The sequence below is a fragment of the Novosphingobium sp. RL4 genome, from assembly GCF_035658495.1.
Taxonomy (GTDB): domain Bacteria; phylum Pseudomonadota; class Alphaproteobacteria; order Sphingomonadales; family Sphingomonadaceae; genus Novosphingobium.
Genome location: NZ_CP141944.1, coordinates 1,768,491 through 1,789,005 on the forward strand (window position 1 = coordinate 1,768,491; position 20,515 = coordinate 1,789,005).

At 66.3% G+C, this 20,515-nt stretch carries 13 protein-coding genes; 9 read left to right on the forward strand and 4 right to left on the reverse strand.

Annotated features, from left to right (window positions below; translation table 11 throughout):
* Positions 1-622 precede the first annotated feature (622 nt).
* The 9 genes from katG to trxA all read left to right on the forward strand — a co-directional run bounded on the left by katG (position 623) and on the right by trxA (position 16,079).
* Positions 623-2,827, forward strand: coding sequence for a catalase/peroxidase HPI (katG, locus tag U9J33_RS08600; protein ID WP_324698976.1), 2,205 nt, complete (start codon positions 623-625; stop codon positions 2,825-2,827).
* Between the two features lie 178 nt (positions 2,828-3,005).
* Positions 3,006-4,427 carry an adenosylhomocysteinase gene (ahcY, locus tag U9J33_RS08605; protein WP_132469889.1) on the forward strand — a complete coding sequence of 474 codons (1,422 nt, stop codon included), beginning with the start codon at positions 3,006-3,008 and terminating at the stop codon, positions 4,425-4,427.
* Between the two features lie 207 nt (positions 4,428-4,634).
* Entirely contained in the window at positions 4,635-6,989 is a 2,355-nt protein-coding gene (locus U9J33_RS08610) for a sensor histidine kinase (protein ID WP_324698977.1), read from the forward strand.
* Positions 6,986-7,447, forward strand: coding sequence for a tRNA (adenosine(37)-N6)-threonylcarbamoyltransferase complex ATPase subunit type 1 TsaE (gene tsaE, locus U9J33_RS08615; protein ID WP_324698978.1), 462 nt, complete (start codon positions 6,986-6,988; stop codon positions 7,445-7,447). The genes U9J33_RS08610 and tsaE overlap by 4 nt, the downstream gene beginning before the upstream one ends.
* Positions 7,444-8,442, forward strand: coding sequence for an aminoglycoside phosphotransferase family protein (locus tag U9J33_RS08620; RefSeq protein ID WP_054435858.1), 999 nt, complete (start codon positions 7,444-7,446; stop codon positions 8,440-8,442). Before tsaE ends, U9J33_RS08620 begins: the two co-directional genes overlap by 4 nt.
* On the forward strand, positions 8,439-9,164 hold the full coding sequence (locus tag U9J33_RS08625; protein ID WP_324698979.1) for a nucleotidyltransferase family protein: 726 nt from the start codon (positions 8,439-8,441) through the stop codon (positions 9,162-9,164). The genes U9J33_RS08620 and U9J33_RS08625 overlap by 4 nt, the downstream gene beginning before the upstream one ends.
* Complete coding sequence (addB, locus tag U9J33_RS08630) at positions 9,157-12,168, forward strand: double-strand break repair protein AddB (RefSeq protein ID WP_324698980.1); 3,012 nt, start codon at positions 9,157-9,159, stop codon at positions 12,166-12,168. Before U9J33_RS08625 ends, addB begins: the two co-directional genes overlap by 8 nt.
* On the forward strand, positions 12,165-15,677 hold the full coding sequence (gene addA / locus U9J33_RS08635; RefSeq protein WP_324698981.1) for a double-strand break repair helicase AddA: 3,513 nt from the start codon (positions 12,165-12,167) through the stop codon (positions 15,675-15,677). Before addB ends, addA begins: the two co-directional genes overlap by 4 nt.
* A gap of 81 nt (positions 15,678-15,758) precedes the next feature.
* The gene (gene trxA, locus U9J33_RS08640) at positions 15,759-16,079 is read left to right on the forward strand and encodes a thioredoxin (protein ID WP_054435855.1); all 321 of its coding nucleotides are present in this window, start codon (positions 15,759-15,761) and stop codon (positions 16,077-16,079) included.
* Between the two features lie 151 nt (positions 16,080-16,230).
* On the opposite strand, the gene U9J33_RS08645 is transcribed toward trxA, so the two are convergent.
* From U9J33_RS08645 to argJ, 4 genes are all read right to left on the reverse strand, one after another.
* On the reverse strand, positions 16,231-17,109 hold the full coding sequence (locus U9J33_RS08645; protein WP_054435854.1) for an OmpA family protein: 879 nt from the start codon (positions 17,107-17,109) through the stop codon (positions 16,231-16,233).
* 636 nt (positions 17,110-17,745) lie between these two features.
* Positions 17,746-18,558 (reverse strand): inositol monophosphatase family protein, encoded by an 813-nt coding sequence (locus tag U9J33_RS08650; RefSeq protein WP_324698982.1) that lies wholly within the window; start codon positions 18,556-18,558, stop codon positions 17,746-17,748.
* Between the two features lie 23 nt (positions 18,559-18,581).
* Complete coding sequence (locus tag U9J33_RS08655; RefSeq protein WP_054435852.1) at positions 18,582-19,205, reverse strand: glutathione S-transferase family protein; 624 nt, start codon at positions 19,203-19,205, stop codon at positions 18,582-18,584.
* A 2-nt stretch (positions 19,206-19,207) separates the two neighbouring features.
* Positions 19,208-20,434, reverse strand: coding sequence for a bifunctional glutamate N-acetyltransferase/amino-acid acetyltransferase ArgJ (argJ, locus tag U9J33_RS08660; RefSeq protein WP_324698983.1), 1,227 nt, complete (start codon positions 20,432-20,434; stop codon positions 19,208-19,210).
* Between the last annotated feature and the right edge of the window lie 81 nt (positions 20,435-20,515).

The following is a 20,515-nucleotide window of genomic DNA, read 5'->3' on the forward strand; positions in this document are numbered from 1 at the left end:
TTTCAATGTCTGCGAAAATTGCTGCAATCGTTCATCCTGTTTATGGTTAAGTGAATCAGTAACCAGGTTGGGCGGGTTGCCTATTATGTATTGAGTATTGTGTCTTGCTTGTGCAATATTGCTGAGCGATATCGTGTCCGGTCATGACAAGCGGAACGCTCAAGGGTGAGACTGAAATGGCTGACTTCCATCCCATGATGCGCCGCAGCCGCGCGGCTCCGGTGTCCTGTCTGGCAGGGCGAGCAGGCCAGGCGTTCACGCAGCCATTCAGGAGAGCAGGGCTCTCCTTCAAGATGTGCAACGGCGGGCTTTAGGCCTTCCGTAGCCAATTCCGCCTCCTGTCCATATCCCCCCACCGAGCGTGGCAGGAGGCGGAATAATCAGTTGCTTCCTTGGTGGGCCGGCGTCGCAGCCTTATCAGTTTCATCCCGGTCGATGATCGGAAATTTCCGTCAGCGACGATGTTCCTCGCCCTTGATCGCGCGCCTGCATCTGGCAAGCTTCCCGGAGCCGCGACAGGCCTCCTGCGATGCGCCGAACAGCGCCCGTGGCCGAATGCGGAGTTTTTGGAACCGCCCGGTGAACAGGGCGGACTGACAGGACCGACCGGAAGGAGAATGACATGGACGCGAAGACCAGCGGCTGCCCGATGCACGGCGAGCCGGTACGATCGCTCTTGGGCCGCACCAACCGAGACTGGTGGCCCAACCAGCTTTCCCTCGACATCCTGGGCGTCAGCGGCGCCAGCCCGCTCGGCACTGGCTTCAACTATGCCGAGGCGTTCAAGTCGCTCGACTATGCGGCGGTGAAGGCGGATCTTACCGCGCTGATGACCGACAGCCAGCCGTGGTGGCCCGCCGATTACGGCCATTACGGCCCGTTCTTCATCCGCATGGCCTGGCACAGCGCGGGCACCTACCGTACCGGCGACGGGCGCGGCGGGGCCTCTTCCGGCAACCAGCGGTTCGCGCCGCTCAATTCCTGGCCTGACAACGCCAATCTCGACAAGGCGCGGCGCCTGCTCTGGCCGATCAAGCAGAAGTACGGCGCGAAGCTATCCTGGGCGGACCTGCTGATCCTCGCCGGCAATGTCGCCATCGAGTCCATGGGCGGGCCGACGTTCGGTTTCGGTGGCGGGCGCGAGGACATCTTCGAACCGGAGAAGGACGTCTACTGGGGCACCGAGGAGCAGTGGGTCGGGCAGGGCGCCGAAACGCGCATCCAGCCGGAGCGGGAAATGGCCCTCGAAAACCCGCTGGCGGCGATCCAGATGGGTCTCATCTACGTCAACCCCGAAGGGCCGGGCGGCGAGCCTGATCCCGTCGGCTCGGCCCGCGACATTCGCGAGACTTTTGCGCGCATGGGCATGAACGATGAGGAAACCGCTGCTCTCACGGCGGGCGGACATACGTTCGGCAAGTGCCACGGCGCGGGCGATGCCGCCAAGGTCGGCGCGGAACCGGAAGGCGCGGACATCGCGCAGCAGGGTCTCGGCTGGCAGAGCGGTCATGAAAGCGGTTTCGGCGACCACACGATCACGTCGGGCCTCGAAGGCTCCTGGACGCCCACGCCGACGAAGTGGGACATGAGCTTCCTGCACATGTTGCTCGATTACGAATACGAACTGGTCCGCAGCCCGGCGGGCGCACAGCAGTGGCAGCCGGTGGGGCAGAGGTTGGAGGATCTCGCGCCGGGCGCCCACAGCCCCGAGCGGCGCGTGCCGACCATGATGACCACCGCCGACATGGCCTTCAAGGTCGATCCGGAATATCGGCGGATTCTTGAAGGTTTCCGGGCCGACCCGGATCACTTCGCCGATGCTTTCGCGCGTGCCTGGTTCAAGCTCTGCCACCGCGACATGGGGCCGAAATCCCGCTACCTCGGCCCGGAGGTTCCGGCAGAAGACCTGCTCTGGCAGGATCCACTCCCCGCGCCCGACCATCCGGCGATAGAGGCCGGGGACGTGGCGGACCTGAAGCAGAGGATTCGGGCCTCCGGCCTGACGGTTGCGGAACTTGTCTCCGCCGCCTGGGCTTCGGCATCGACCTATCGCGGGTCCGACCATCGCGGCGGCGCCAACGGTGCACGCATTCGCCTTGCGCCGCAGAAGGACTGGGACGTCAACGAGCCGGATAAGCTGGCGCAGATCCTGAGCGTCTACGAGCGTATCAAGGCCGATTTCGACAGTTCGGCTGCAGGCGGGAAGAAAGTGAGCATCGCCGACCTCATCGTGCTGGGCGGCGGTGTCGGCATCGAGAAGGCGGCGGCCGACGCCGGAACGCCGGTGGAAGTGCCGTTCGCGCCGGGTCGGACCGATGCCTCTCAGGCGCAGACCGACATCGAGGGCTTCGCCGTGCTGGAGCCGCGCGTCGACGGGTTCCGCAATTATCTCCAGGTGCCGTTCACTGTCCCGACCGAGGAACTGCTGATCGATCGCGCGCAACTGCTGGGCCTCGGCGCCTCCGAAATGACGGTGCTGGTCGGGGGGCTGCGCGTGCTGGGTGCGAACCACGGCGGGACGAGGGACGGTGTCTTCACGACCCACGAGGGGCAACTTACCAACGACTTCTTCGTCAATCTGCTCGACATGGGTACCGCCTGGAAGCAGGTGGACGATGCGGGAGACGAAACCTTCGTGGGCACCGATCGCGCTTCGGGCCAGCCGAAATGGTCAGGCACGCGGACGGATCTGGTGTTCGGCTCCAATTCTCAGCTCCGCGCGCTCAGCGAAGTCTATGCCTGCGCCGATGGAGGGGAGAGGTTCCTCGGGGATTTCGTGTCCGCCTGGGTAAAGGTCATGAATGCGGATCGTTTCGATCTGCACTGAAACGGGGGCTGCGGATTGCCCTGCCAAGGCTTCGGCGAGGCATATAAAGATATCTTTATATTTGCGTCGCGAATGCTGACCGGGTAGGGACGTTGCATTCGAGACGCCGGGCCTGGGCCTGCGGCCCGGCCCGGCGTCTCCCTGCAACTTGCAATATCCAGAGCATCAGGAGCTTCCCGTGGCCACTGCCCAGACCGCCGCCCAGGACTACGCCATTACCGATATCTCGCTGGCCGATTTCGGCCGTACCGAGATCGCCATCGCCGAAACCGAAATGCCGGGCCTGATGGCGCTGCGCGAGGAATTCGGCGCGTCGCAGCCGCTCAAGGGCGCGCGCATCACCGGCTCGCTGCACATGACGATCCAGACCGCCGTGCTGATCGAGACGCTGGTCGCGCTCGGCGCCGAAGTGCGCTGGGCCACCTGCAACATCTTCTCGACCCAGGATCACGCCGCTGCCGCCATCGCCGCCGCCGGCATCCCGGTCTATGCGATCAAGGGTGAATCGCTGGCCGACTACTGGGACTACGTGGGCAAGATCTTCGACTGGTCGACCGACGAAGATCCCAACCTCACCGCCAACCTGATCCTGGATGACGGCGGCGACGCCACGATGTTCGCGCTCTGGGGCGCCCGCGTCGAAGCCGGTGAGCCGCTGTTCGAACCCTCGAACGCCGAGGAAATCGAGTTCGTTCGTGCGCTGAATGCCTTCCTCAAGGCCAAGCCGGGCTACCTCTCGCGCTCGGTCAACGCGATCAAGGGCGTTTCGGAAGAAACCACCACCGGCGTCCACCGCCTCTACCACCTCGCCAAGGACGGCAAGCTGCCGTTCCCCGCGATCAACGTGAACGATTCGGTCACCAAGTCGAAGTTCGACAACCTCTATGGCTGCAAGGAATCGCTGGTTGACGCGATCCGCCGCGCAACCGACGTGATGCTGGCCGGCAAGGTCGCCTGCGTTGCCGGCTTCGGCGATGTCGGCAAGGGTTCGGCCGCTTCGCTGCGCAACGGCGGCGCCCGCGTGATGGTCACCGAGATCGACCCGATCTGCGCTCTGCAGGCCGCCATGGAAGGCTATGAAGTCGTCACCATGGAAGACGCGGTGAAGCGCTGCGACATCTTCGTCACCGCCACCGGCAACGAAGCCGTCATCACCGGCGAGCACATGGAAGCCATGCGCGACAAGGCGATCGTCTGCAACATCGGCCACTTCGACAGCGAGATCCAGATCTCGGCGCTCGACAACTACGAGTGGAAGGAAGTGAAGGCCGGAACCGACCTCGTGACCTTCCCGGACGGCAAGCAGATCATCGTGCTCGCCAAGGGCCGCCTGGTGAACCTGGGCTGCGCCACCGGCCACCCCAGCTTCGTCATGTCGTCGAGCTTCACCAACCAGACGCTCGCGCAGATCGAACTCTTCGCCAAGAACGACGAGTACGAGAACCGCGTCTACGTGCTGCCCAAGCACCTCGACGAAAAGGTTGCCGCGCTGCACCTCGAAAAGCTGGGCGTGAAGCTCACCAAGCTCTCGAAGAAGCAGGCCGACTATATCGGCGTGCCGGAAGCAGGGCCGTTCAAGCCGGACCACTACCGCTACTGATTTGCTTGGTCGGGAATGCCCATCCGGGCATTCCCGATGCGGCACCGGCCCGCTCCCTCACCTGACCTTCCACGAGTGAACCCTTGATGGGAGGTCGGGTGAGGGAGCGGGCCGGTGCCGCAAGTTCGTCACGGATGTGACGAGCGCACCGACAATGGTGGTCTCCCCATTGTGTTTAACGCGTCCCCGCATCATAGCCGTTGGTGAATGGACCAGGATCGCCTCGTACCCCTCCTGATCGGTCTTCTGCTCGCTGTCTGGATGCTGGCGGCGGCCTGGGCCGTGCTCTCCGCGCGCAGCCGGCAGAAGCGGGCCGAGAACCAGCTTCGTTCCGCGCGCCGGCTCGGCCGCATGGTCGAGGAATCGCCCGCCCTGCCGCTGCTCGTCCGTTCCGACGGCAGGATCGAGGCCAGCCCGCGCCTGGCGCAGTGGCTCGGACTGGACGGGGTGCCACAGTTCCTTTCCGAACTTGATACCGGCGAACGCGGCCTTCCGGCGGAAAAGCTGGAAGAACTGACAGAAGCGGTTCGCCGCACCCAGAAGACCGCCGCACCTTTCCGCATGGTCCTTACGCCGCGCGGGTCCACCCGTTCGCTGGCGCTGCGCGGCCATCTCGCCGATCCGCAGGTCTCGCCGGGCGGCGCTGCGCTGGTCTGGGTCTTCGATTTTTCCGACAGCGAGACCGAACTTACCCGATTGCGTGACGAAGCCTCACGGGCGAGGGGGGACTTCACTGCGCTGGTCTCCCTGATCGAGGCTGCGCCGATGCCGATGTGGTTCCGCCGCCCGGATGGCGAGCTGCAACTGGTCAACTCCGCTTATGTCGCCGCCGTGGGCGGGGACAGTGCGCAAGGCGTGGTCGCCAGCGGCACCGAGCTGATCGAGAACGTCGACGGGCTCACCCCCGCGCAGGTCGCCCGCGTCGCTGCCGAAAAGGGTGCGCCGATCCAGCGCATCGTCTCCACCACGATCAACGGCCAGCGCCGCGCCATGCGCGTCAGCGACCTGCCGCTCGGCGAAGACGGGGTGGCGGGCTATGCCGTGGATATCGAAGACCTTGAGGAAATGTCGCGCTCGTTCCGCGCGTTCCGCGAGGCGCAGCGCGGCCTGCTTGACCAGCTTTCTGCCGGTGTCGCCCAGTTCGACGCCAAGAAGCGGCTGACTTTTGCCAACCAGCCGTTCCAGCGCCTGTTCAAGCTTTCGGCACACACCATGCAGGATTTGCCCGCGTTTGAGCGTCTGCTCGATGCCGCGCGCGATGCCGGGCGCGTGCCCGAAGCGCGCGATTTCCCCGCCTGGCGGCGGGAGAAGGCCGCCTGGTTCGCCTCTGGGGATGCGAGCGAGGAGGCCTGGACCCTGGCGGATGGCACTCATCTGCGCATCGTTGCCCAGCCGGTGCCGGACGGCGGGCTCATGCTGATCGCTGAGGATCGCACCGAGCAACTGCGTCTTTCCGCCGTGCGCGACACCCTGCTGCGGACGCGCACCGCCACGTTCGACAGTCTGTTCGAATCGATCGCGGTGTTCGCGCCGGACGGGCGGATGCAAATCTGGAATCGCCGCTTCGCCGCCGACTGGGGGCTGGACAGCGATTTCCTAGACACGCACCCGCACATGCAGGATCTGCTCAAGAAGATCGCGCCGCGCCTCAAGCGCCCGGCGGAGGCGGAGACGGTCGGCGGCGTGGTGCGCACCGCGACGCTGGACCGCGCGCAGAAGGGCGGCCGCATCGCGCTTGCCGATGGCCGCATGCTGGAATTCGCGGGCGTGCCGCTGCCCGACGGTAACGGGCTGCTCGCCGTGCTCGACATTACCGATTCCCAGAAGGCCGAGGCCGCGCTTCGCGAAAGCAATGCCGCGCTGATCGAGGCGGACACGATAAAGACCCGTTTCCTTGCCAAGATGAGCTACGAATTGCGCACGCCGCTGACATCGATCGGCGGTTTTGCCGAACTGCTGGAGGCGGGCGTCGGCGGCGACCTTTCCGACAGCGGGCGCGAATATGTCGGCGCGATCCTGACTTCGGTGGAACAGCTTGGCGATCACATCGACAGCCTGCTGGACCTGTCGCAGGGTGAGGCCGGGCTGCTTCCGCTCAAGAAAGAGGAAATCGACCCCATGCCCTTCATCCGCTCCGTGGTGGAGGAGCGCGCCTCGCGGCTCCAGAAGGCGGGGCTGGTACTGGATCTTCAGGCCAGCGGATTGCTGCGGCCGATTTCCGGTGATCGCAAGCGACTTGCTCGCGCGGTCGGGCATCTCGTGGACAATGCCATTGCCGCCTCGCGCCGGGGGCAGCGCGTGCTCGTGCAACTCGGCCGCCGCAAATCGGGCGACGGGGAGTGGCTCCAGATTCTGGTGCAGGACCAGGGCGAGGGCATGGATACCCGCAGCGTCGCCCTTGCGCTTGACGGCATGAAGACGAGTGCCGACGGCAAGTCGGTGGAGCGCAGCCAGGGTCTGGGCCTGCCGCTTGCGCGTCAATTGGTGGAAGCGCATGGCGGCGCGCTGCGCCTCGTTTCCGAACCGGGCAAGGGGACCAGCGCCCTGGTGGAGCTTCCGTGAAGATCGCATTGCCCGACCTCGCCGCGATGGAGCGTTTCGGCCGCGCCATCGCCGAACAGCTTCGCCCTGATGACGTGGTGGCGCTGACCGGCGGCCTCGGCGCCGGGAAGACCACGCTCGCGCGCGCAATCATCGCCGCACTGGGGCATGAGGGTGAAGTGCCCTCGCCGAGTTTTGCCATCGTCGAGGTCTATGATCCGGCCCCTCCCGGACAATCGGGCGTGCGCCTGCCCCTGGTCCATGCCGACTTCTACCGCCTGTCCCATCCTTCCGAGGCCGACGAGATCGGCCTTGACGACTATCGGCAGGGCGCTGCGCTGCTCGCCGAATGGCCGGATCATGCCGGAGGCTTCTCACATGAGCCGGGCTGCCTTTCAATCGCGCTGGAAGTTGCGGATGAGGGGCGGATCGCCATTGTCGAGCCGGGGGCTGATTGGCTAGGGCGGGAGCCGAAATGAGCACGAACCTCGCAGACCTTCCCGCCGACCTCGCACCCTTCCTCGCCCAGGCGGGGTGGGCTGGCGCCGCCGTAGAACCGCTTGCCGGGGACGCATCGTTCCGGCGCTACTTCCGCGTGACGCGCGCGGACGGGCAGACGGCGATGCTGATGGATGCCCCGCCGCCCAACGAGGATCCCACGCCTTTCCTGCGTGCCGCGCGCTGGCTCGATGCCAACGGGCTGCGGGCCCCCCGCATCCTTGCCGACTGGGCGGACCGCGGCCTCGTGCTGATCGAGGATTTCGGCCACGCACGGATGCGCGATTATCTCGACCAGTGGCCGGACGACGAAACCGCCGTCTACAAGGGCGCGGTCGATGTTCTGGCGCAGCTTCGCGAACTGCCGCCGGGACCGTTCCTCGACTATTCGATGAGCGAGTACCAGCGCGAGGTACGGCTGTTCGTGGACTGGTACTGCACCGCGCAGAACCTCTACGTCGATTCCGCCGGTTTCGTTGCCGCATGGGAAGCGGTTATGGGCGAACTGCTCCCCCGCCAGCGCCCCGGCGTGACCGTGCTGCGAGACTACCACGCAGAGAACATCATGCTGCTCGGCGCCCTGGAAAAGCAGGGGCTGCTCGATTTCCAGGACGCGCTGATCGGCCACCCGGCCTACGATCTCGTCTCGCTGCTCCAGGATGCGCGCCGCGATGTCTCGCCCGAACTGGAGGCCGAGATGTTCGACCATTATCTCCAGCTCACCGGCGTCGATCCCGAGACCTTCCTTGCCGATTACGCCCGCCTCGGCGCGCAGCGGAACACCAAGATCATCGGTATCTTCGTGCGTCTCTGGCGGCGTGACGGCAAGCCGCGTTATCTCGATCTCATCCCGCGCGTCTGGGCCATGCTCGAACGCGACCTCGCCCATCCGGCGCTGGAACCGGTGGCGCGCTGGTTCGATGCAAACATCCCGGCGCATCTGCGCCAGGCCAATGGCGGGAGCTACGCTGCATGAACGAGGTGAAGCTCGCCAGCGACACGGCGATGGTGCTTTCCGCCGGTCTCGGCAAGCGCATGCGCCCGCTTACCGCGACCCAGCCCAAGCCGCTGGTTCGCGTCGCTGGCAAGTCGCTGATCGACCACGCGCTGGACAAGCTCGATGCGGCGGGCATCGAAAAGGCGGTGGTCAACGTCCACTACCTTGCCGACGCGCTGGAAGGCCATCTCAAGGTGCGGCGCAAGGGCCCCGCGATCACGGTCTCGGACGAGCGTGACTGCCTGCTCGAAACCGGCGGCGGCATGGTCAAGGCCGAGGCGCTGCTGCCCGAGACTTTCTTCTGTCTCAACAGCGACAACATCTGGCTCGACGGGCCGGTGGACGTGTTCCACGAGCTTTCGCTGGCTTGGGATGCCGGAAGGATGGACGCGTTGCTGCTCATGGTGCCGCATCCGCGCGCGATGAATTATCGGGGCGACGGGGACTTCCATCTCGATCCCGTGGGCCGGGTGACGCGCCGCAAGCGCGGCCATGTCGCGCCGTTCATCTATTCCGGCATCCAGATCGTGTCGAAGCGCCTGTTGCGCGATGCGCCCGAAGGCCCGTTCTCGACCAACCTGCTGTGGAGCCGCGCGATCGAGGAGGGCCGCCTCTACGGTATCTCGCATACCGGCCTCTGGTTCGAGGTGGGCGAACCTTCCGCGATCAGGCCGACCGAGGAATGGCTGCCCCGTGCCTGAGCGGCACGGCCCGAAAATCTATTCCATTGCTGCGCACCGTGGTTTCGCCGACGCCCTGGTCGCGGGGCTGGTGCCGCGCTATTCCGAAGGTGAACTGGGCCTCGCGCGGCTGACCTTGCTGCTGCCGAGCCGCCGTGCGATCCGCACTGTTACCGAGGCGTTCGTCCGCCATTCGGGCACGACGGATCGGCCGGGGATGCTGTTGCCGCGCATGGTCGTGGTGGGCGATCTCGATCTCGACGAAACGCTGGGCCCACTGCTCGATCCGCTCGGCGCGGCCGAAATCGCGCCTGCTGCCGATCCGACGCGCCGCTGGCTGCGGCTTGCCCACTACTTGCGCGAGGTTGAGGGAGACGAGGCCGGAAAGGGGGCCGCCCTGCTGCGCCGTGCCTGGGAACTGGGCCGCACCATGGACAGGCTGCTGGTAGAGGGCATCGCGCCGATCGACCTCATCAGCGAGCGCGTGATCGGCATCGTCGGCGATCTTGCCGGTCACTGGACCGACAATACGCGCACCTTCCTGAAAGTGCAGCAATACTGGATCGCGGAACTGGCGGAACGCGGCGAGATCGACGCGCCTGAACGCCGCAACCTGCTGTTCGAACACGCCGCCCGCGAATGGGAGGCTACACCGCCCGCATATCCTGTCGTCGCCGCCGGCGTGACCAGCGCTTCGCCGTCGCTGGCAAGAATGCTGCGCGTGGTGAGCGAGCTGCCGGGCGGCAGCGTCGTCCTGCCGGACTTCGATCTGGCGCTTCCGCCGGAAGTCTGGGACGAACTCGGCACGGCAGGCAAGCCCGAACAACCGGACGATCCTCCGTTCGGCCGGGCCGATGCGGTCACGCATCCGCAGTACCACCTCAAGCTCCTGCTCAACCGCATGGGGATCGCGCGGGACGAGGTCGCGGCCTGGCATCGCTCCGGCTACGGCGCCTCTCCGGCCGAGCGCAGCACGGTGATATCGAACCTGTTCCTGCCGCCGCGCGCTTCGGCGGCCTGGGTCAGCCTTCCCGCCGAAAAACGTCGCCTGGCAGGGGTGCGGCTGATGGAAAGCACGCATCCCGAGCAGGAAGCGCAGGCCATTGCCGTGATGGTGCGCGAGGCGCTGGAAGTGCCGGAACGGCGCGTGGCGCTCATTACCCCGGATCGCGGCCTTGCCGGGAGGGTCGTCGCCCATCTTGAACGCTGGGGCATCACCGCGGACGATACGGCGGGACGTCCGCTCGCCCAGACAGCCGCAGGACGGCTCATGCTGTTGCTGGCTGAAGTTCTGGCCGAACAGGCGGCGCCGGTGCCGCTCATGGCGCTTCTGGTGCATCCGCTGGCTGGCGGCGGCGAAGGGCGTCCGCGCTGGCTGGAAAGTGCCCGCAAGCTCGATCTTGCCTTGCGGGGGCCGCGTCCCGGCGCGGGTCTTGCCCCTCTCGCCGAACTGGCGGAGCAGGAAAAGCTTGGCGAGTGGTGGGCCGAAGTCGAAGCCGTGCTCGCGCCGCTCTTCGCTCTGGGTGAGGCCGAGCCGCTCGAATTCCTCCTTGGCAAGCTGGTGGATGCTGCCGAGACACTGTGCGGCGAGGCGATCTGGGCCGGCGCCGATGGCCGCGCGCTGAGCGCCATGGTCGAGGAACTGCGCGCGGCGGCGGGTTCCGCAGGCACGCTGTTCGACCCGCGCGAACTTCATGCCATGCTGCGCGACGTGATGGACCGTGCTGCAGTGCGTCCGCCCTGGGGCGGGCATCCGCGCGTGTCGATCTACGGCTTGCTGGAAGCGCGGATGAGCCGCGCCGATCTCGTCATCTGCGGCGGTCTCGTCGAAGGTGTCTGGCCGGCTTCGCCCTCGCAGGACGCGCTGCTGCCGCCTGCCGTGCTGCGCGCGCTTGGCGTTCCCGGAGCGGACTTCCGCATCGGGCTGGCCGCGCACGATCTTGCAGCGGCATTGGGGGCGCCCGAAGTGGTGCTGAGCTGGGCCTTGCGCGATGCGGGCGGGCCGGTGATCCCCTCGCGCTTCGTGCTGCGCGTGAAGGCGCTGCTTGGCGAACAGGGCGACCGCCATGTCGAGAGCGAGGCCCTGCGTCTGGCCCGTATGCTTGACGATGCCGTACCGGTGCCGCCGCATCCGCGCCCGCAGCCGATGCCTTCGGCCGAACAGCGCCGTGTCGATCTGGCCGTGACCGGGCTCGACCGGCTGCGCGGAGACCCTTACGAATTCTACGCCAATGCCGTGCTGCGCCTGCGCAAGCTCGACGCGCTCGATGCCGAGCCGAGCGCGGCGTGGAAGGGGGAAGTCGCGCACAAGATTCTGGAGGACTGGCACAAGGCGGGCGAACCGGTGGACGGGCTTCACGCGATCGCACAGGCCGTGCTGACCGAGAAGAACGCGCACCCGCTGATGCGCGCCCTGTGGTGGCCGCGCCTTTCCGCTGCGCTCGATACCTTCCGGGATCTGGTGCTCGAACACAAGACCGCGGGCCGCAAGGTGATAGCCAGCGAGGCATGGGGCGACATGCGCCACCGCGACATTCGCATCCATGGCCGCGCCGACCGTATCGACCGGCTGGCCGATGGCTCGCTGGCGGTGGTGGATTACAAGACCGGATCGCCGCCCACGGCGCGCCGGGTGGAGGAAGGCTTTGCGCTGCAGCTCGGCCTGATCGCGCTGATCGCACAAGGCGGCGGATTCAAGGACATGCAGGGCCGTGAGATCGCGGGCGAGGCCAGCGGCTTCGAATATTGGTCGATGGCCAAGGACAAGGGGCGGATCGGTTACGACACCACGCCGCTCAAGGTCGGCAAGCGGCGCTCGGGCATCGAACCGGACGATTTCCTGCCCGAGACCGAGCGCTACCTGAACGATGCGCTCGACCGCTGGATTCTCGGGAACGAACCCTTCACCGCGCGCCTCAATCCCGAACTCGGCTCTTATGCGGATTACGATCAGTTGATGCGTCTCGACGAATGGATCACCTCGCTCGGCGGCCGGGAACGCGCGGGCGGGGAGGATGAGGCATGAGCGGTCCCGCCGCCGTCCATCCGCTGCACGGCAACCAGATGCTGGCGGTGAACCCGCGCGATACCGTGTGGCTTTCGGCTTCGGCCGGCACCGGCAAGACCCAGGTGCTTTCCTCGCGCGTGCTGCGGCTGTTGTTGCAGGAGAACGTCGAGCCTTCGCAGGTATTGTGCCTTACGTTCACCAAGGCGGGCGCCACCGAAATGGCCGCGCGCATCAACGGCACGCTGGCGGAATGGGTGCGGCTTGAGGACACCCTGCTGTTCCAGCGGCTGGACGCGATCGGCGCGCCGACCGATCCCGACACGAGAGCGCGTGCACGCACCCTGTTCACCGCCGTGCTCGACAGTCCGGGCGGGGGCCTGCGGATCGACACGATCCACGCCTTCTCGCAGTGGCTGCTGGCGACGTTCCCGCTTGAAGCGCAGCTTGTGCCCGGCACGCGGCCGATGGAAGACCGCGAACGGGCGTTGCTGGCCCGGCAGGTGCTTGCCGATCTGCTCGTTTCGGCTGAGAACGATCCTTTCGACGGGCCGGGGCTGCTGGGTGCCATCGCGCAGCTTTCGCTGCGTCACGGGCCGGACTCGGTGGTCGATTTCCTGCTCCGCTGTGCAGGCGCACGTGAGGCCTGGTTCGGACCGGGATCGTGGCAGGCCGGCGATATCCGCAGCCACGTCCTGCGCCTGCTTGACCTGCCTGACGAAGCGGGTGACGAATTGCTCGCCGAAATGTGCAGCGACGATGCTTTCGACGTCCGCTCGCTGCGCAAATGCTGCGAGGTTCTGGCCGAATGGAACACCGCCACCGCGCACAAGGCAACCGACGTCCTGGTTCCGTGGCTCACCTGGAGCCCGGCGAAGCGGGCGGAGGGGATCGACGATCTCCACGCCGCGCTGTTCACCAAGGACGATGGCGTTCGCAGCCTCAACCACTTGTCCAAGCGCGATCCGGATTACGAAGGCTATGCCGTGCGCGTAGGCGAGAGCGTTGCGCGAATCCGCGAGACCAAGGCGCTGCTGGGCCTTGCCGAGAGGCTGGTGCCCGCGCTGCGGCTCGGCCGTGCCTTCGCGCTCGCCTGGGACGAGGCCAAGCAGCGCGAAGGGCTGATCGATTTCGACGACCAGATCCGCCGTGCCGCCGATCTGTTGCGCGGACAGGCCTCTGCCGACTGGATCCGCTACAAACTGGATCGCCGGTTCGACCATATCCTGGTTGACGAGGCGCAGGACACCAATGCCGCGCAGTGGGATATCGTCTTCGCCATGGCGGAGGAGTTCTGGGCAGGCGAGGGGCAGCGCGAAGGCCATCCCCAGAACCTCATGCGCACGCTCTTCGTCGTGGGCGATTACAAGCAGGCGATCTTCCGTTTTCAGGGCACCAGCCCCGAGAACTTCCGCCGGGCCGCGGACCGGGTGCGCGGCAAGATGCGTGAGGCGGCCGACAATGCGGATATGTTGCGCAGCGGTATAGCCGCGCGGCCGCTCATGGAACTGGGGCTGGACCGCAGCTTCCGCACCGCGCAGCACGTCCTCGATTTCGTGGATCAGGCCATCTCCGGCATCGGCCATGCCAGCTTCGGGCTCGACCGTCCGGCCGGGCGGCATGTCGGGCAGGAAAGGCCGGGCTACGTCGCCTTGTGGAAGCCTGTCTCCGAGCAGATCGGCGAAGACGATGACGAGCCTCTCGAAGACGACGACAACGACGGGCAGCAGCCCAACTGGCTTTCGCGACCGGACCGCCAGATGGCCGAGCGCATCGCGCAGCAGGTACGGGAATGGCTCGATCCATCCGGCCCGGGCTTCACGCTGAACAAGGGTAGTCCTCGCCGTGCAGGTGCGGGCGACATCATGGTCCTGGTGCGCCAGCGCAAGGAGCTTGCCGGGCTGATCGTTGCGCGGCTTCATGCGGCGGGCGTGCCGGTGGCGGGCGTCGACCGTCTGCGTCTGGGCGCGCCGCTGGCGGTGAAGGACCTGATCGCCGCGCTGCGCTTCGCGGTGCAGCCGCTCGACGATCTCAACCTTGCCGCGCTGCTGGTTTCACCGCTCATCGGCTGGAGCCAGGCCCAGTTGCTGCAACATGGCTACCGGGACAGGAACCGCCGCCTGTGGGAGCATCTGCGGGCGCAATCCGGGCCCGAGATCGCGGCCGTTCTCCAGCAACTTGGGCCACTGCTGGCGCTGGCGGATTACGAACCGCCACTGGCGCTGCTGCACTGGCTGCTGGTCGGTCCCTGGCAGGGGCGGCGCAAGCTGGTCGCACGGCTCGGCAGCGAGGCCAATGACCCGATCGACGAACTGGTCAACGCCGCGCAAGCCTACGTCGCCACGGACACGCCCAGTCTTGCGGGCTTCCTCGCCTGGTTCGACGCGGGCGACGGCGAGCTGAAGCGCGAGGCGGATGCGGCCTCCGGTCTGGTCCGGGTGATGACGGTGCATGGCTCGAAGGGGCTGCAGGCGCCCATCGTGATCCTGGCGGACGCCACCGGCAACCCGGAAGCCGCGCGCGACCGGGGTTTCGATCTGTCCGATCCGCGCGATGAACGCCGCAAGGTGCCGCTGCCTCCGCTCTCGAAGGAAGAGAAGGTCGGCCGCATCGCCGCGCAGATCGCCGCCAATCGCGAGGGGGATGAGCAGGAACACTGGCGCCTGCTCTACGTCGCCATGACCCGCGCCGAGGAAGCGTTGTTCATCGGCGGCGCGCTCGGTCGGCGCGACAGGGATGGTCCTGCGGAGAAGAGCTGGTACGCGAACTTGCGCGCGCTGTTCCCGGCCGAGGCCGAAGTCGAGGATCCGATCTGGGGCACGCGGTGCGAGCATGGCCCGCCGCCTGCGCCGCTGCCCGCCGAAGTCCGTTCGGTGGAACTGCCGCTCCGCGAACCGCTGCCGCGTTGGCTGGAACGGGCCCCGCCCGCCGAACCGCGCCCGCCGCGCCCGCTGGCGCCGTCCTCGCTGGGTGAGGACGATGCGCCCGATCCGCCGTTCCCGCCGGGAGCCGGGCGCGATGCCTTGCGGCGCGGCACGCTGGTTCACAAGTTGCTTGAACGCCTGCCGCAAGTGGAAGCGGACATGCGCGAGGAATCGGGTTGGCAATGGCTGGCCCGCAATGCTGCCGACCTGCCGGAAGACACGCGCGAGGCCATGCTGGCGAGCGCGATGGCGGTGCTTGCAAACCCGGATTGGGCGGAACTGTTCGGCCCGGCCAGCCTTGCCGAGGTGCCGGTGGCGGCCGTAGTCGGCGGGCAGGTGGTGGCGGGCACGATCGACCGTCTCGTGGTCGAGCCTGAGCGTATCCGCCTTGTGGATTACAAGACCGCGCGCCGCCCGCCAGAACGGCTGGAGCAGGTGCCGCGCGGCGTCCTGCGCCAGATGGGGGCCTATGCCGCCGCGCTGGAAGTGGCGTTTCCCGGCCGCGCCGTGGAAGTGGCGCTGCTCTACACCACGGTGCCGCGCCTGATCGAGGTTCCCGCCGAAGTGCTGGCTGTTCACAAGCCGGACTTTTCCCCGGCCCAGTAAAGCTATGCCGGGGCAGGCGTTGCCTCGAGACAATTCGTCCCTAGATTGCGTTCAACCGAGATACCCGAGGAGTTTCAATTCATGGCGACCATCGCTGTTACCGACGCCAGCTTCGAAGACGACGTTCTGAAGTCCGACAAGCCGGTGCTCGTCGATTTCTGGGCCGACTGGTGCGGTCCCTGCAAGATGATCGGCCCGGCTCTGGAAGAGATCAGCGACGAGCTGTCCGAGAAGGTGACCATCGCCAAGATGGACATCATGGCCAACACCGGCATCCCCGCCGAGATCGGCGTGAAGTCGATCCCGCTGATGGTGCTGTTCAAGGACGGCAAGCCGGTCGCCCAGAAGCTTGGCGCTGCTCCCAAGAGCGCGCTGAAGGGCTGGATCGAAGGCGAACTCTGAGGTTCGCATCGGCCTGAACCGGGGGCCTGAACCGGCCAGTCCGGCAAGGCCGCTTTTCCGGCAGGAACAAGAAAAGCCCCTTCCACCATCAAGGTGGAAGGGGCTTTTTCGTGCGTCTTGGGCAGGTTTTCCGTCGGCGCGGCAGGCGGCCTTACAGGCCGTCGAGGCCCTTGCTGACGAGGATATTCACTGCAACGCGGCGGTTCTGCGCCTTGCCCTGCGGGGTGGTATTGTCCGCCAGCGGGTCTGCCTCGGACATGCCGGTGGGCGTCAGCATGCGGTAGGGCTTCCAGTGGCAGGCCTGCTGGAGATAGTTGACGACGCTGCCGGCGCGCTTTTCGCTGAGCGTCTGGTTGAAATCGGGGCTTCCGGTGGAATCGGTGTACCCGACCACGAGCAGCAGGGCGTTGTCCATGCCCTCGGCGGCCGAGGCCGCGGCGCAGAGGTCGTTCTTCGCCTGGGGGGACAGTGCCGCCTTGCCGGTGTCGAAGTTCACGTTCGTCGTGCCCTTGACGTTGTACTGGTCGATGTCGCCCATGCGGCCGCGCAGCGCTTCGGTGGCAGCGGTCTGTTCGGCGAAGCGCTGGTCCGTGCCGTTGTGGATCATCGACGCGGTCTTGAGATCCTTGTTCTGCAGCTTGATCTGGCTGGCCACGAGACCGCCGCCGGATTGCATCGTCTTTACGGAAACCGGCAGCCCGTTCAGCAGCGAACTGGCGACCAGCTTGTTGCGGCCGAGCCCGAACAGGCCCTTGCTGGCGCTGATGCGGGTGGCGTCGTTCACGGCGATCACGGTGTTGGTGCCATCGGCGGCGGTAACCTGCATCCGGTCGCCGCTGCGCGCGGAAATGATGCCTTCGACGTCAGGCCCTTCGGTCATCTCGGCAGCTTCCGGCGCGGGGGCGCTGTAGCTGGCGGAAACGTCGGCTTCGGGCGGTTCCTGCGACTGCGCAGCCAGGCTGGCGGAAGCGGTGCCGGTCAGCATTGCGGCCAGCAGGAGGACTTTGGGGCTTTTGGTAATGACACTCATTGCGGCGACTCCTTAAAACTCGACCTGTCAGGCCTGCGTGATCGCAGCTTTCGTCCGACCGCAGCCGCTTCGAAAAAGCCTGGCCACCGTCGGAACCCCCTCCATCTCGTTTCAATGGCATGCGGCAGATCTGCCGCACTTGAACTTCATGGAAAGCCTGCGTGTTCAGGTTCACCTTTCCGCTGCATGAACATGTTTTGCGCCGGCAGTGCCGTGCCGGTAATTCGAGTTTCCTGTGCGGTGAGTTGATGGATAGAAGGGCGGTGATCCATCGCACGGCGCGATGTATGGCCTATCTGTCCCGATGTATTGTCGCGATGAACTCTGTTTGGCGTGGTCTTGGTTGGCGAGTATTGATTTAAATGGAAATTATCTCGCACGAGTTCTTAAAGCGTTGAATTTAAAGCCTGGAGCAATTTCCTGAATTGTTCCCGCCGGATCGACGAAGCGGCCCGCGTGCAAGGCGGGCCGTTTGCGCAGGGGTGGTGTGAGGTGTCGGGTAGCCGGAATAGGGCTCGCAGGGGATTGAGCGGCATTCCTGCCGATCTCCCGGCAGAGCCGATCCGAGGTCAATCGTGCGGGCACGGTGAAGCGTTCTCCACCGCCCGCTTTCGGCTGGCAGGCCGCTGAAAAGCTTCAGTCTTCCAGTGCAGTGAGGCGGTTGGCCAGCGCTTCGAACAGGGCGGGCGAGGCCGCTCCGATCAGGCCCTTGCGGCCGATTTCGTCCACCCGGTAAGCGGAGCCGTCCGGGCGGGCGCATTTCCCGCCCGCCTCGTTGAGGAACAGCGCGCCCGCCGCATGGTCCCAGGGCAGGGTGCGCTCGAACACCGCGACGTCGTTCTGGCCAAGGGCGAGGCGAGGGTATTGCTCTGCGGCGCAGCGGGGAATGTCCACCATGCGGTAATGCGGGGCGACTTCGGTGCGCAGGCGTTCGCGGCGCGATTCCTCGGTGAAGATCAGCGAGATCGCGGCCACGGGCGGCATTTCGCCCGTGGCGCGGGCAGTGAGGCGCTCGCCTTCTACCCAGGCGCCGCCGCCCGCCGAGGCGCGGCAGAAGCGGCCGGTCAGGCAGTCCAGTATCCAGCCGCCCAGCGTCTCGCCCTGGTCCGCCAGCGCGATCAGCATGCCGAACGGGGCCTTGCCCGCGGCGAAATTGTTGGTGCCGTCCAGCGGGTCGACGATCCAGCAGAGCCGGTCCTTGAGCTTGAGCAGTTCGTTCTCGTCAGCGAACGTCGCTTCCTCGCCCACGACCGAAGCCTCGGGGAGGAGGGCGGTAAGGCGCTCGGTCAGGATCGCCTCGCTCTCACGGTCGGCCACGGTGACGACGTCGTTCACCGCCTTGCTCACGATCTGTTCGCTCGACAGCGATTGGTAGTGCGGCAGGATCACATCGCGAGAGACTTCGCGCATGATCGTTTCGACCGCGATGTTGAGCGTGGAGGTGATCATGCAGGAGGCCTTTTGACGGAGGATCAGGTGAGCGGGATCATGACCTGCCGGGCATAGCCCTTGCGCTCACGAATGCGGGCGTACCATTCGGCCAGCGCGGGAAACTCGGGCTTCTCGAACGGGAGCGAGAACCAGGTATAGGCGTATACCCCCATGGGAATATCGCCCAGGCCGAACTCCCCGCCGGAAAGCCAGGGCTTTTCGGACAAGTAGCGTTCCAGCACGACAAGGTGCGCGGCGCAGGTTTTCACGTCACGCTCGATAGCGGGCATGTCCCACTGGTCCTGCGGGGTGCGGGCCATCGAAAGGAAGGGCAGGCGCTGGGCGTCGGCATAGGTGATCTGCCAGTCCATCCAGCGGTCGGCCAGCGCGCGGTCGATGGGATCGGGCTGGAACCAGCGATCGCCGCCGTATTCGGCCGCCATGTAGCGCAGGATCGCGTTCGATTCCCAGAGGACGAGCTTGCCGTCCTCGATCATCGGCACCAGCCGGTTCGGGTTCTTGGCGAGGTACTCCTCGGTATAGCCGAACGAACCGCCGATATCGTGGCGCACGTAGTTCAGGCCCAGTTCCTCGGCGAACCAGGCGACTTTCTTGACGTTGTGGGAGTTGAGGCGCCCCCAGATGGTGAATTGCGGCCCGGCCATCGTCAGCTCCGATAGTCGGCGTTGATCGAGATGTAGCCGTGCGTCAGGTCGCAGGTCCACACGGTGGCGGCGCCTTCGCCAAGGCCGAGGTCGACCTCGATAGTGACGTCCTGCCCCTTGAGGTGCGCGGCGACGGGCGCTTCGTCATAGTCGGCGAGCGGCAGGCCCTCACGCGCGGCCCAGGTGCCGCCGAAGCCGATGGAGAGCTTGTCGCGGTCCGCCGGTTCGCCTGCCTTGCCCACGGCCATGACGACGCGGCCCCAATTGGCGTCTTCCCCGGCGATGGCGGTCTTCACCAGCGGCGAGTTGGCGATGGCCATGCCGACCTTGCGCGCGCTTTCGTCGGATACGGCGCCGGTAACGGCGACCTCGATGAACTTCTGCGCGCCTTCGCCATCACGCACGACGAGGTGCGCGAGCTGGCGGCAGACGTCATGGATCGCGGCGGCAAAGGCATGGGCGCCGGGCGAGGCGATCGACGAGATCGGCGCGTTGCCGGCCTTGCCGGTGGCGAAGGCGAGCACGGTGTCGCTGGTGGAGGTGTCCGAATCGACGGTGATGCACGAGAACGTGCGGAAGTTCGCGGCGGAGAGGCATTCCTGCAGGAAGGCAGGCTCCACGGCGGCATCGGTAAAGATGTAGCCGAGCATCGTCGCCATGTCCGGCGCGATCATGCCCGATCCCTTGATGACGGCGGCGAGGGTCACCTTGGTCTGGCCAATCATCGCCGTGGCCGTCGCGCCCTTGGCGAAGGTATCGGTGGTGGAGATGGTGTTGGCAACGTCCTCCCAAGAGCAGGGCTCGGCGGTGAGGGCTTTCTCCACGCCTTCGCGCGCCTTGTCCTTGGGCAGAGGCACGCCGATCACGCCGGTCGAGGAGACGAAGACCTGTTCGCGCGGGCAGCCGATGTGCGCTGCGACCTGGTCCATGATCTGCTCCACCGCCTCACGCCCGCGGTAGCCGGTGAAGGCGTTGGAGTTGCCTGCATTGACCACCAGCGCGCGGGCGAAACCCTGCTTCACGTTGTCACGGCCCAGTTCGACTTCGCTGGAACAGCACAGGTTCCGGGTGAACACGCCCGCAACCGCGGTGCCTTCTTCCAGCTCCACATAAGTCAGGTCGCATCGGCCCCAGTCCTTGTACCCGGCGCGCACGACGTGCGGCGTGACGCCGGCGATCGGCGACATGGCGGGGAAGGGCGAGGCGAGCGGTGAAGTGGGATAGGCCATGGGCAAAGCGACTAGCGCGTGGGTGTGACAGGTCAAGCGTCGGAAGAATGGTTTGAGGCGATCTGCCGGGCAGTGACGCGG